The organism is Falsirhodobacter algicola (genome assembly GCF_018279165.1).
GTDB lineage: Bacteria > Pseudomonadota > Alphaproteobacteria > Rhodobacterales > Rhodobacteraceae > Falsirhodobacter > Falsirhodobacter algicola.
On sequence record NZ_CP047289.1, the window covers coordinates 1548239 to 1561714 of the forward strand.

Annotated in this window: 9 protein-coding genes; 6 read left to right on the forward strand and 3 right to left on the reverse strand. The window is 67.9% G+C overall.

What is annotated here, in order from left to right:
• Window positions 1–65 precede the first annotated feature (65 nt).
• Complete coding sequence (gene putA, locus GR316_RS07810) at window positions 66–3461, forward strand: bifunctional proline dehydrogenase/L-glutamate gamma-semialdehyde dehydrogenase PutA (protein WP_211783395.1); 3396 nt, start codon at window positions 66–68, stop codon at window positions 3459–3461.
• Between the two features lie 31 nt (window positions 3462–3492).
• Here the strand turns inward: putA and GR316_RS07815 are convergent, their stop codons facing one another.
• From GR316_RS07815 to GR316_RS07825, 3 genes are read right to left on the reverse strand one after another with little or no spacing between them, the layout of a single operon-like run.
• Window positions 3493–4113: a class I SAM-dependent methyltransferase gene (locus tag GR316_RS07815; RefSeq protein WP_211783396.1), complete on the reverse strand. Its 621-nt coding sequence runs from the start codon at window positions 4111–4113 to the stop codon at window positions 3493–3495.
• Window positions 4110–4853 (reverse strand): CDP-diacylglycerol--serine O-phosphatidyltransferase, encoded by a 744-nt coding sequence (pssA, locus tag GR316_RS07820; RefSeq protein ID WP_211783397.1) that lies wholly within the window; start codon window positions 4851–4853, stop codon window positions 4110–4112. Before pssA ends, GR316_RS07815 begins: the two co-directional genes overlap by 4 nt.
• A gap of 1 nt (window position 4854) precedes the next feature.
• Window positions 4855–5544 (reverse strand): phosphatidylserine decarboxylase, encoded by a 690-nt coding sequence (locus tag GR316_RS07825; RefSeq protein ID WP_211783398.1) that lies wholly within the window; start codon window positions 5542–5544, stop codon window positions 4855–4857.
• A gap of 178 nt (window positions 5545–5722) precedes the next feature.
• On the opposite strand from GR316_RS07825, the gene GR316_RS07830 reads away from it, so the two are divergent.
• The 5 genes from GR316_RS07830 (at window position 5723) to GR316_RS07850 (ending at window position 13472) form a co-directional block, all read left to right on the forward strand.
• Window positions 5723–6880, forward strand: a complete 1158-nt coding sequence (locus GR316_RS07830) for an efflux RND transporter periplasmic adaptor subunit (RefSeq protein WP_211783399.1) — start codon at window positions 5723–5725, stop codon at window positions 6878–6880.
• Complete coding sequence (locus tag GR316_RS07835; protein ID WP_211783400.1) at window positions 6880–9981, forward strand: multidrug efflux RND transporter permease subunit; 3102 nt, start codon at window positions 6880–6882, stop codon at window positions 9979–9981. Before GR316_RS07830 ends, GR316_RS07835 begins: the two co-directional genes overlap by 1 nt.
• Complete coding sequence (locus tag GR316_RS07840) at window positions 9978–11315, forward strand: efflux transporter outer membrane subunit (protein WP_211783401.1); 1338 nt, start codon at window positions 9978–9980, stop codon at window positions 11313–11315. Before GR316_RS07835 ends, GR316_RS07840 begins: the two co-directional genes overlap by 4 nt.
• A gap of 81 nt (window positions 11316–11396) precedes the next feature.
• Window positions 11397–11990 carry an SCO family protein gene (locus GR316_RS07845; RefSeq protein WP_211783402.1) on the forward strand — a complete coding sequence of 198 codons (594 nt, stop codon included), beginning with the start codon at window positions 11397–11399 and terminating at the stop codon, window positions 11988–11990.
• Between the two features lie 81 nt (window positions 11991–12071).
• Window positions 12072–13472: a DUF6212 domain-containing protein gene (locus tag GR316_RS07850; RefSeq protein ID WP_211783403.1), complete on the forward strand. Its 1401-nt coding sequence runs from the start codon at window positions 12072–12074 to the stop codon at window positions 13470–13472.
• Window positions 13473–13476 lie beyond the last annotated feature (4 nt).

The following is a 13476-nucleotide window of genomic DNA, read 5'->3' on the forward strand; positions in this document are numbered from 1 at the left end:
GCATCAATGATCCCACCGCCCATGTGCGATCTGCTACAGGCCATGGATCGAACAAGGAATGCGCCATGTCCAGTGTTACCACGACGATTTTCTCCACCGATGCGAAATTCCGCGACGAGGGCGATATCCTGCGCGCGCTGATCGCCGAGGCCGATCTGGACGATGCCACCCGCGCGCGGATCAGCGCGCGCGGGGCCGGGCTGGTCCGCCGCATCCGGCAGGAAGCCAAGCCCACCCTGATGGAGCATTTCCTAGCCGAATACGGCCTGTCCACCCGCGAGGGCGTGGCCCTGATGTGCCTGGCCGAGGCCATGCTGCGCGTGCCCGACCGCATCACCATCGACGCGCTGATCGAGGACAAGATCGCGCCGTCCGATTGGGGGCGCCATCTGGGCGAGGCGACCTCCTCGCTGGTCAACGCCTCCACTTGGGCGCTGATGCTGACGGGCAAGGTGCTGGACGACGATCAGGCCGGCACCCTGCGCCGCATGGTCCGCCGTCTGGGAGAGCCGGTGATCCGCAGCGCCGTGTCCCGCGCCATGAAGGAGATGGGCCGTCAGTTCGTGCTGGGCCAGACGATCGACACCGCGATCGAGCGGGCGCAGAGCCGCGAGCGTCAGGGCTTCACCTACAGCTATGACATGCTGGGCGAGGCGGCGATGACCGCCGCCGATGCCACCCGCTACGATCTGGCCTATTCCGCCGCCATCGCCCGCATCGCCAAGGCCTGCACCAAGGGGTCGGTGCAGACCAATCCCGGCATCTCCATCAAGCTGTCGGCGCTGCATCCGCGCTACGAAGTGGCGCAGGAGGCCCGCGTCATGGCCGAACTGGTGCCCGTGGTGCTGCGGCTGGCGCAATCCGCCAAGGCCGCCAATATGGGCCTGAACATCGACGCCGAAGAGCAGGACCGCCTCGTGCTGTCGCTGAAGGTGATCGAGGCGGTGCTGTCGGACCCCTCGCTGGCCGGATGGGACGGATTCGGCGTGGTGGTGCAGGCCTATGGCAAACGCGCCGGGGCCACGATCGACTGGCTGCACGCGCTGGCCGCGCGGCTGGACCGGCGCATCATGGTCCGCCTCGTGAAGGGCGCCTATTGGGATACCGAGATCAAGCGCGCACAGGTGGAGGGGCACCCCGCCTTCCCGCTCTTCACCTCCAAGACCGCGACCGATGTCAGCTATATCGCGAATGCCCGCAAGCTGATCGGCCATGCGGACCGCATCTATCCGCAATTCGCGACCCACAACGCCCAGACCGTGGCCGCCATCCTCGAAATGGTCGGCGATGTGCCGTTCGAGTTCCAGCGCCTGCACGGCATGGGCGAACGGCTGCATGACATCGTCCTGAAGGAAACGCGCGGGCGTTGCCGGATCTATGCCCCCGTGGGCGCGCATCGCGACCTTTTGGCCTATCTGGTGCGGCGCCTGTTGGAGAACGGGGCCAATAGCAGCTTCGTGAACCAGATCGTCGACACCTCCATCCCCGCCGAAGAGGTGGCGCAGGACCCCTTCGCCCTGCTGCCGGATGCGCATGTGCCCTCGCAACTCGTGGCGCCCGACGCGATCTTCGGCGAGGGGCGGCGCAATTCGACCGGCTTCGACATCTCGGACGAACGGACGCTGGCGGCGATCCAGCCCGGACCGGAAGCTCCGGCCGAGGATGTCGCCCCGCGCATGATCGGCCCCGCTACCGGCACCCGCCGCGCCGTGACCAACCCTGCCACCGGCGCGGTGATCGGCCATGCGCTGATGGCCGATGCCGAAACGGTGGGCCGGGCGATCGGCGCCGCCCGCATCTGGCAGGCCCCCGCCCCGGAGCGCGCCGCCGCCCTGCGCCGCGCGGCCGATCTGTTCGAGGATCACCACGCCCGCATCTTCGACATCCTTTGCCGCGAGGCGGGCAAATCCTTGGGCGATGCCATCGCCGAACTGCGCGAAGCGGTGGATTTCCTGCGCTATTACGCCGCCGAGGGCGAAGGGGCGACGCGCGCCCCGCGCGGCATCGTCGCCGCGATCAGCCCGTGGAACTTCCCTCTCGCGATCTTCACCGGGCAGATCGCCGCTGCGTTGATGGCGGGCAATGCCGTGATCGCCAAACCCGCCGAGGCGACGCCCCTCGTCGCGGATCTGGCCGTTCGGCTGTTGCACGAGGCTGGGGTTCCGGCGGCGGCGCTTCAGCTCGTTCCCGGCGACGGGGGGGTGGTCGGCACGGCGCTCTCCTCCGATCCGCGGATCGGGGGGGTGGTGTTCACCGGATCGACCGCCACCGCGCAGACCATCGCCCGGCACATGGCCAAGCACCTGTCCCCCGGCACCCCCCTCATCGCCGAGACGGGCGGGCTGAACGCGATGATCGTCGATTCGACCGCCCTGCCCGAACAGGCGGTGCGCGACATCGTCGCCTCGTCGTTCCGGTCGGCGGGGCAGCGCTGCTCGGCGCTGCGGTGCCTCTATGTGCAGGAGGACATCGCCCCCCATCTGATCGCCATGATCCGGGGCGCGATGGACGAGCTGCATGTCGGGAACCCGCGCGAATTGCGCACCGATGTCGGCCCGGTCATCGACGCGCGGGCCAAGGCGGGCATCGAGGCCTATCTGGAGGCCAACGCCCCCCGCGTCCTGCACCGCGTTCCGGCACCGGAGGGCGGCTGCTTCGTCGCGCCGACGCTCTTGAAGGTGGACGGCATCGCCGATCTGGACCGGGAGGTCTTCGGCCCGGTGCTGCATGTCGCAACCTTCCGCGGCCATGAGATCCCCCGCGTCATCGCGGACATCAACGCGCGCGGCTATGGCCTGACGTTCGGCCTGCACACCCGGATCGACACCCGCGTACAGGAGGTGACGGACGCGGTCCATGTGGGGAACACCTATGTGAACCGCAACCAGATCGGGGCCGTCGTCGGCAGCCAGCCCTTCGGCGGCGAGGGGCTGTCGGGCACCGGGCCGAAGGCGGGCGGGCCGAACTATCTGCCGCGCTTCTTTGCGCCCGAACCGGGCGCGGGCGCCATGCCATGGTCCGCCCCCGCCGATCCGGCCCGCCTGCGCACCGCGCTCGCCGCCGCCCGGCCGCGCAAGCTGCACGAGCGTCTGATGCCCGGCCCGACCGGGGAGTTGAACCGCCTGTCGCTGCACAGCCGCGCGCCGATCCTCTGCCTCGGGCCCGGCCCGAAGGCCGCCGAGGCCCAGCGGGAGGCGGTGGAGGCGCTTGGCGGCACTGCGGTCGTCGCCGATGGCTGCCTCGCGCCCGCCGCATTGGACGGGATCGGCGCATTCTCGGCGGCGCTGTGGTGGGGGGAAGAGGAGCCGGGCCGCGCCTATGCCCGCGCCCTTGCCGCCCGAGAGGGGGAGATCATCCCCCTGCTGACCGCGCAGCCCGACATCGCGCATGCCGCACATGAACGGCATCTGTGCGTGGATGTCACGGCCGCCGGCGGCAATGCCGCGCTGCTGGCCGGTTGATGCGTGCCGCCCCTGCGGGGGCGGCCGCCCTTCAGGACATGAGCCGTTCCATCACGAGCCACGTCATCAGGCCAAGGGGCGGCAGGCTCGCCCGCTCCACTTCGCGCAGACGGGCATGGCGGGTGATCGTTTCCACCGGAAAGACGGATTGCCAACCGAGGTGATCCTCCAGCGGGGCGATCGCCTTTTCCACCAGCCGCATCGGCCCGCGCGTGGCGGAGAAGTGGTTCACGATGACGATCTGCCCGCCGGGGCGGCAGACCCGCGCCATCTCATCCAGTACACGGGCCGGATCAGGCACCACCGAGAGCACATGCATGGCCGTCACGGTGTCGAAGCTGTCATCGGGGAAATCGAGGTGCTGGGCATCCATCTGATGCAGCGCCTCTACATGGGTCAGCTTCTGCTCGGCCACGCGCGCCCGCGCCTTTTTCAGCATGTCATGGGAAAAGTCGATGCCGGTGACGCGCACCTCGGGGGCATAGAGCGGCAGCACGAGGCCGGTCCCCACCCCGACCTCCAGCACGCGGCCTCCGCGCTGGCTGACATGGCGGGCGGCGCGATCCCGACCGGCCTGCGTCACACGCCCGAAGGTCGCATCATAGACAGGTGCCCATCGGCGGTAGGAAGTGGTGACGGCTTCGGCCTTCATGCGCCCTCCGGCTTTTCATGACGCGCCCGTGTGCGGATGGCCCACAGGATCACGCCCAGATAGGCCAGATCGGCCGCCAAAAGCGCCTCCCACGGCCAGGTGAAGACAAGCGCGATGCAGCCGATCGCGCAGATGACGACATAGCGGGACTTCTCGCGCGGGATGCGCAACTGCTTGAGCGAGGGCGTCGGGATGCGGCTGACCAGCAGCAGCCCCACCACCACCAGCCACAGCGCGACCAGCGCGGGCGCGACCTCGATCCCGACGAGCGCCCGGTCCAGCGCGATGGGCAGCAGCGCCAAGAGCGCCCCGGCGGGCGAGGGAACGCCCGTGAAATATCCCGGCGCCGCCCCGGCATCGGGCGTCTTGACCCCGACGTTGAACCGCGCCAGCCGCATCACGCAGCAGACGGCATAGATCAGCACCGCCACCCAGCCGAGGCGGCTTTCGCCATGCAGCAGCGGGAAATAGACGAGAAGCCCCGTCGCCACCCCGAAATTGACGAAATCGGCAAGGGAATCGAGTTCGGCCCCGATCGGGCTCTCGGAGCGGAGCATCCGGGCCACGCGGCCATCCAGTCCGTCGAGTATCGCGGCAAGGATGATCAGTGCGATGGCCTGATCCACCCGCCCCTCGGTGGCGAAGCGGATGGAGGTGATGCCGGCGCAGATCGCGCCGAGCGTCATGATGTTGGGAAGGAGTTGCAGGAACGTCAGGCGGCGGCTGCGGGATTCGGGCATGTCAGTCCGTCCGCGCCAGCCGCTGCGCACCGGCCCCAAGCTCGGCCAGAACCGTTTCGCCGGCGATCATGGTCTGCCCCACGGCCACCAGCGGCTCGGTCCCCGGCGGTAGGTACACATCCAGCCGCGAGCCGAAGCGGATCAGCCCGAACCGTGCCCCGGCCGTCAGCATCTCCCCTTCGGCTACGAAGGGCAGGATGCGCCGCGCCACGAGGCCCGCGATCTGCACGCAGGCGATCTCGGTCCCGTCCTCCAGCGCGATGCGCAGCGAATTGCGCTCGTTATGTTCGGACGCCTTGTCGAGTGATGCGTTGAAGAACTTGCCCGGTCGATAGGCCATCTTCACCAGCCGCCCCGAAACGGGCGCGCGGTTCACATGGACGTTGAAGACGGACATGAAGATGGAGATGCGCATCCGCGGCTCGGCCGGCATGCCCAGTTCGGCGGGCGGAATGGCCGGTTCGATGAGGGAGATCATGCCGTCGGCCGGGCTGATGATCAGATCCGGGTCCAGCGGAACCTGTCGGACAGGGTCGCGGAAGAAGTAATAGCACCAGACCGTCAGAACGACGCCAAGCCAGCCCAGCGGCTCCCACAGGAAGAACAGTCCCAGCGTGACGACCGCGAAGATGCCGACGAAACGCCACCCTTCGGGATGCATGGGTTTGAGGACCACATCGGCCATACGCATCGGCAACTCCGCTTTTCTTCGGTTTTCATGCTTCTAGCGCGAGTTGCCGCACATGGGAACAGAAACGACGGCGATCAAGAAGGCGTGACATCGCCGAGCGCGCGCATTTGACACGACGGAATTTGCCCGCATACCCGTATTAAGAGCGGGAACATGCGCCAAAGCGAGGGACGACCGAATGAGATCATGGGGCCGGATCGCCGCCGGAGTGGCCATCATATGTGCGTTTGCGACCGCCGCCGGGGCGCAGCAGCGCGGCCCCCGTGGCCCGCAGGGGCCGCTTTCCGTCGGGATAACGACGCTGGAGCGTCATCAGGTTCCCGTGACCGTGCCGATGACCGGACAGGCCGCCGCCCGCAGCGAGGCGCAGATCCGTCCCCTCGTGAATGGTCTCGTCACCGAAATCCTCTATGACTCGGGATCGGAAGTGGCGGCAGGCGATCCGCTGTTCCGCATCGACCCCCGCACCTATCAGGCCGATCTCGATTCCGCTGCGGCCCAGCTCGAAAGCGCCCGTGCCGCCCTACCCGCCGCCGAAGCGACCTCCGAACGCTATCAGCGCCTTGCCGGCACCGGGGTGACGCAGGCCGATCTGGATCAGGCGCAGGTCACGCTGCTGCAGGCCCGCGCCGCCATCAGTCAGGCCGAGGCCGCCGAGGAAACCGCCCGCATCAACCTCGATCGCACCACCATCACCAGCCCGATCGACGGAGTGGCGGGCATTCCCGATGTCTCCATCGGCGATCTCGTCACCTCGGGGCAGAGCGATGCGCTGACCACGGTCACGACGCTGGACCCGATCTTCGTGGATCTGTCGGAATCGAGCGCGCGGATGCTTCAATTCCGGGCCCGCATCGCCAGTGGCGACATGGAGGCCGGCGATCAGCTTCAGATCGCCCTGACGCTGGAGAATGGCGAGGTCTATGACGGCACCGGCACGGTGCGGGCCATCTCCTCCACCGTGTCCACCACGACGGGCACGGTCCGCATCCGGGTGGAGTTCGGCAATCCCCAGCAGTTGATCCTACCCGGCATGTTCGTGCGGGCGGCGGTGACGCTGGGCACGGCCAACGCCTTCCTCGTGCCGCAGCTTGCGGCGGATCTGCAATCGGACGGCTCGCTCCGGGTCTGGACCGTGGGCGAGGACGGGCATGCCCATCAAGTCACGCTCTCTTCCATCGGTAACACCCCGACCGCGTGGATCGTGCCGCAGGGCCTCGAGGATGGCACGAAGCTGATCGTGGACAACCTCGACAACCTGACCGAGGGCGCGGAGATCAAGACCCAGCCCGTCACCATCAGCGACCGCGGCGTCATCACGGCAGTCGACGGCTGATGGCACGCTTTTTCATTCACCGCCCCGTCTTCGCTTGGGTTCTCGCGATCGTTACGATGCTGTTCGGCGCGCTCGGGATCTCCACCCTTCCCATTTCGCAATATCCCGAGGTGTCGCCCCCCACGGTCCGCATCTCCGCCAGCTATACCGGCGCATCCGCCGAGGCGGTGCAGAACTCCGTCACCACCGTCATCGAAGATGCCATGACCGGCCTCGACGGGCTGCTCTACATGACCTCGGCCTCCTCTCGGGGAAGCTCGTCGATCACGATGATCTTCGACGACGACGTGGACGGCGACGATGCGCAGGTCGATGTGCAGAACCAGCTGTCGCGGGTGCTGAGCCAGCTTCCCGACACCGTGCAGGACAACGGCGTGACGGTGCGCCAGTCCACCACCTCGATCCTGATGGTGGGCGCGCTGGTCAGCTCGGACGACCGTTTCACCCCGCTGCAACTGGCCGACATGCTGGAAAAGACGGTCGAAGGGCCGATCCAGCGGACGCCGGGGGTGTCGGGCATCAACATCTTCGGTTCGGGCTATGCCATGCGCATCTGGCTCGATCCCGACCGGCTGGTGCAGTACCAGTTGACGCCGCAGGACGTGACGAACGCCGTCTCGGCGCAGAACAGCACGGTCACGGTCGGCTCTCTCGGGGATCAACCGACATCGGATGTACAGCAGTTCACCGCCGAGATCACGGCCCAGAGCCAGCTGACCACGGTGGACGAATTCCGCAACATCCTGCTGAAGACCGGCGATGACGGCGCGGCCGTGCGCCTTGGCGATGTCGCCCGGGTGGAGATCGGCCAAGAGGATTACGGCCGCGACAGCCGCTTCTCGCGCCATTCGGCGGCGGGCTTCGGCGTGAACCTGCAAAGCGGCGCCAACGCCGTGGAGACGGCGGCGAATGTCCGCGCCACCCTCGATGCGATGGCAGGCGCCTTCCCCGAAGGCGTGAACATCGAATACGCCTACGACACCTCGCCCTTCGTGCAGCTGTCGATCGAGAAGGTCGAGCATACGCTGATCGAGGCGATCGTCCTCGTCTTCATCGTGATGCTGATCTTCCTGCAGAACTGGCGCGCCACGCTGATCCCGACGCTGGCGGTGCCGGTGGTGCTGCTGGGCACCTTCGGCATCCTGTCGGTGCTGGGCTATTCGATCAACACGCTGACGATGTTCGCGATGGTTCTGGCGATCGGCCTTCTGGTCGATGACGCCATCGTCGTCGTGGAGAACGTCGAAAGGGTGATGGAGGAGGACGGCCTCGGCCCGGTGGAGGCGACGGAGAAATCCATGGGCCAGATCACCGGCGCGCTGGTGGGCATCGGGATGATCCTGTCGGTGGTGTTCCTGCCGATGGCCTTCTTCGGCGGATCGACCGGCATCATCTACCGGCAATTCTCGGTCACGATCATCTCGGCGATGGTACTGTCGGTGCTGGTGGCGCTGGTGCTGACGCCGGCGCTGTGCGCCACGCTTCTGCGCCCGCGCCGGCACGATGGCGGCAACGCCGCCGCGCGCTGGTTCAACCGCGGGTTCGAACGGTTCACCCGCGGCTATGTGCGCACCAACAGCCGCATCCTGCGCCGTCCCTTCGCCGCGCTTGCGGCGCTTGCGGTGGTCGTCGGGCTGATCTGGAGCATGGCGAGCAACATCTCCTCCTCCTTCCTGCCGGACGAGGATCGGGGCCTTCTGATGGTCATCGTGCGGCTGCCCGAAGGATCGACCAGCACGCAGACCGACGCCGTGGTCCGCAAGGTGGAGGATTACCTTCTGGACAAGGAGGGCGACGCCGTCGCCTCCACCTTCGCCGCGCTCGGCTTCGGCTTCGGGGGCAACTCCCAGAATGCCGGCATCGTCTTCGTCCGCCTGAAGGATTTCGACGAACGCGCGGGCCATCCCGAACTCTCGGCCTCGGCGGTGGCGCAGCGGGCGAACGCCCATTTCCGCGAGATCAACCGGCAGGGGCGTCTGATCGTCACGCAGCCCCCGGCCATTCCGGGCATGGGCAACTCCTCGGGGTTCAACATGTATCTGATCGACCAGTCCGGTCTGGGCCAGACCGCGCTGCGCAAGGCCGCGAACGATCTGGTGGCCGCCGCGACGGCCGATGGCAGCGTCACCGGCCTTCAGGGCAACGAGGACAGCGACCAGACCGCCCTGCGCATCGACATCGACGCCCAGAAGGCCCAGAGCTTCGGGCTGAGCCTGTCGGAAGTGAACGCGATGCTCAGCATCATCTTCTCGGGCCGCGATGTGAACGACTTCGAGATGGGGGCCGATCTGCGCCCGGTGATCGTGCAGGGCGACGCGCCCTTCCGGATGCAGCCGGACGACGTCTATCGCTGGCGCGCCCGCAACACCGATGGCGAGATGGTGCCCTTCTCCTCCTTCGCCACGCTGGGCTGGGACACGATCCCCGCGACGCTCGATCACTATGGCGGCTCTTCGGCGATCGAGATCACGGGCGATCCGGCGGTGGGCGTATCCTCGGGGCAGGCCATGACCCGGATGGAGGAACTGGTCTCCGAACTGCCTGGGGGCTACGGCTCGGCGTGGACAGGGCTCAGCTATCAGGAACGTCTGTCGGGCAATCAGGCGCCGTTCCTCTATGCCATTTCGGTGCTGGTGGTGTTCCTGTGCCTTGCCGCGCTCTATGAAAGCTGGAGCATTCCGGTCGCGGTTCTTCTGGCGGTGCCCGTCGGGGTGCTGGGGGCGCTGGCGGCGGCGCTGGTGATGGGACAGGCGAACGATGTCTATTTCAAGGTGGGCCTGCTGACGACCATCGGCCTTGCGGCGAAGAACGCCATTCTGGTGGTGGAATTCGCGGTGGATCTGCAACGTCAGGGCCGAAGCCTGATCGACGCCACGCTCGAGGCCGCGCGCCAACGCCTGCGGCCGATCCTGATGACCTCCTTCGCGTTCATTCTGGGCGTCGTCCCGCTGGCCACCGCCACCGGGGCCGGGGCCGGGGCGCAAAACGCGATCGGCATCGGTGTCCTCGGGGGGATGACGGCGGCCACCGCGCTTGGCATATTCCTCGTACCCGCCTTCTTCGTCAGTGTCCGCCGCATCTTCGCAAGGAAATCCGCATGAGCCGTACCCTGCCCCTTCTGACCGCTCTGGCCCTGGCAGGGTGCGCGGTCGGCCCGACATACGAAACGCCCAGCATGCCCGTCGCCTCCACCTTCAACGAGGCGAGCGCCGCCTCGATCGGAGAGGTGGCAAAGCGCCAGTGGTGGACGCAGTTCAACGATCCGATGCTGACGGATCTGGTGCAGCGGGGTCTGGCGCAGAACCTCGACCTCGCCGCCCAGAACCAGCGGATCGAAGCCGCCCGCGCCAGCCTGCGCCAGACCGGCGTCAGCGATGCCATCAGCGGCGATCTGAGCACCACCAGCGAACGGTCGGGCAGCGATAGCAGCGCCGCGGCCTACAACACGTCGTCCACGCTGTCGGCCGATCTCGTGATCGACCTCTTCGGCCGGGTCCGCCGCCAGCGCGAGGCCGCCGTCGCCGATCTTGGGGCCGCCGAGGCGGGGATGGGCGTCAGCCGCCTTGCCTATCTGTCGTCGATCATCGGGGCCTATCTGGACGCACGCTATGCCCAGAACGCGCTGGAACTGACGCGCCAGACCATCGACACCCGCACCCGCACGCTGGAGATCACGCGCAATCAGCGCGCCTCGGGCGCGGCGACCGAACTCGACGAGGCGCAGGTGCAGGCGCTGCTGGACAATGCCCGTGCCGACATCCCGGCACTGGAGGCGCAGTTCCTGTCCAACATCTACGCCATCGCGACGCTGCTGGCCGAACCCGCCCAACCGCTGGTGACGCGGATGCAGGCCGGTGCCCCGCAGCCGCGGCCGCATGATGCGGGCGGCATCGGCATCCCCGCCGATCTGGTGCGCAACCGTCCCGACGTGCGGCAGGCGGAACGGGAATATGCCAGCGCGGTCGCCGATCTCGGCTATGCCACGGCGCAGCTCTATCCGTCCGTCACGCTGTCGGGCTCCGTCACCGAAGGCGGCAGCAATTCCTGGAGCTTCGGGCCGTCGCTGTCGCTGGCCCTTCTGAACCGCCCGCAGCTGATCGCCACGCGCGACGAAGCCGCCGCCACCGCCCGCGAGGCCGAGGTGACGTGGCGTCAGACCGTGCTCGAAGCGGTGGAGGATGTGCAGGACGCCAACAGCACATGGCGCCGCGACGGGCAGACGGTCTCGCTGCTGAACCGTTCGGTCAATTCCTATTCCCGCGCGCTGGAACTGTCGCAGCAGAACTTCGAAGCCGGCGCCCTGTCGCTTCTGGACCTGCTGGACACGGACCGCTCGCTCGCCTCGGCGCGGCTGTCGCTGGCCGATGCGATCCGCGATCAGGCGGTGGACTGGGCGACGCTGCAGGTCGCACTCGGGGCGGGCGCCTATCCCTAAGGGCGGCATGCGGTCGCATGGCCCAGGCCTTGCAACCGCGCCGCCCCGGCGCGATGGTGCCGTGACCAGAAGGAGAACACCATGACCACCGGATCCTTGCGCGTTCTTGCCGGCATCGCCGGTGCCGCGCTCTTCATCGCCGCCATCTGGATCTTCGTCATCGCGCCCAAGATGAACGCCCGCGCGGCCGATGGCATCGGCCGGGGCGAGTATGTCCTATCCACGACCGAAGGGACCGAGTTCACGCAGGAATCGCTGCCCGGTCAGGTGACGGCGGTCTTCTTCGGCTTCACCCATTGCCCCGATGTCTGCCCCACGACGCTGGGCGACATGATGGGCTGGCAGGAACGGCTGGGCGACGAGGCGCAGGATCTGCGCATTCTGTTCGTGACGGTGGACCCCGAACGCGACACGCTGCCGATGCTCAGCGATTACGTCTCGTGGCTGCCGGGCGCGATCGCCGCGACGGGCACGCCGGACGAGGTGAAGAAGGCCGAGGATGCCTTCCGCGTCTTTGCCCAGCGCGAACCGCTGGAGGATGGCGATTACACCATGTCCCACACCTCCAAGGTGATGCTGTTCGACCGCGATGGGGAGTTTGCGGACACCATCTCCTACCAAGAGGACGAGGACAGCGCGGTGGCCAAGATCGACGCGCTTCTGCAGGCCTCCTGACGGGGGGGATTCATGTTTCGTTAAGGGTTTTTCGTTAACGAAGAGGTAAGAAACCCCTTCACATCATCGAAGAACCCTTCCGTGACTGGACCCCTCGCCGCGCCGTTCTCATCTCTCATCGTCGCGCCGGACGATCTGGCGGCGGCGCAGGCACTGGCGCTTCCCGTGGCGCTGATCGTGGCTGAGGATGAGGGCGGGGAGACCACCTTTCGCGCCGCGAACACCCCCCTTTCGGCCGAGGATGCGATGCTGCGGGCGCTTGGCGTGCTGCCGCTTTCGGCGTCGGGGCGGGACTGTTTGACACGAGTGCAGGCGCTGTGGCGTGCGCGCTTCGATCTTCCGCTTGCCGAAGCCGTGGCCACGGACCGGGCGGAACTCCTCTCATGGGTGATCGTGCGGCTGGACGACGGGCAACGCCAAGGCGCCGCCCGCGCCACGCGCCTGATGCGCGAGTTGTCGGTGCTGCGGCAGCAGCATGACACGACGCAGACCTGCTTCCGCGATCTCGAAGATTTCGTGCACCACAACGGCCCGCAGCCGCGCACGCTGGCGATGACGCTCTCGCCCCTGTCCGGCCAGCGCCCGATCCCCCTGATGGGCGGGGAGGAGTTGATCCAGCGCCTGCCCGGCCGCAGCAGCGGCCTCAGCGACATCGCCCTGCATCTGGCCGAGGTTCCGGCCCGCCCCGGCGGTGTCCTGACGCTGAGCCTGCAAAGCCCCGACACCCACGACACCCTCGCGATCTGGAGCGTTCCGGCCGCGCGCCTGCAACGCGGCTGGCTGCGATTTGCGCTGGACCGGGCGCTGGGCCCGGACCCGGTGGGGCTGATGATCGCCGTCGGGTATCAGGGGGAGGGGCACATCGCCCTGTCCGTCGCCCTGCACCATCCCGATCCGCGTTTCCACGGCCGCCTGCGCGACAGGCGGCTGGAGACGATTCCCGCCCTGCGGCTGTGGCGCTGGGTGGCGGGGGTCAGCGCGCCGGTGGCGGTCGATGCCGTCCTGCCCGTCGGCGGGCAAAGCCGCCTGCGCCGGGTCGATCCCGCGCATCTGATGACGGCGCTCGATCTAGGCACCTTCGCCCCCCTCCCCCCGGTGGAGGGCGGGGAGGCGCTTTTGGTCCATGTCCTGCCGGATACCGCCGCCTGCGGCCTGCTGACGGGGGCCGCCTTGCCCGGAATGTCCCATGCCTTCGCCGGCATCCAGACGCGCCATCCCGACGCGCCCCCGGTGGAATATCGGATGTGCCTGGCCCCCGCCCGGCTGCGTCCGCGCAGTCCGGGGCGCCTGCCGGAGATCGCGCCCGGCCACTGTTCCGGCTGGGTCTGCCTTGCCCCGCAAGAGGCCGGGCAGCTTCATATCCTGCCCCCCGCCCCACTGGAGGAGGCGCATGACATCTACCTCATGACGCGGCTTCCGGCGGGGCAGACCTCCAACGCCTTCGGCTGGTCCACCTTCGCCGATATCGGCCTGCTGCATTAGGGGA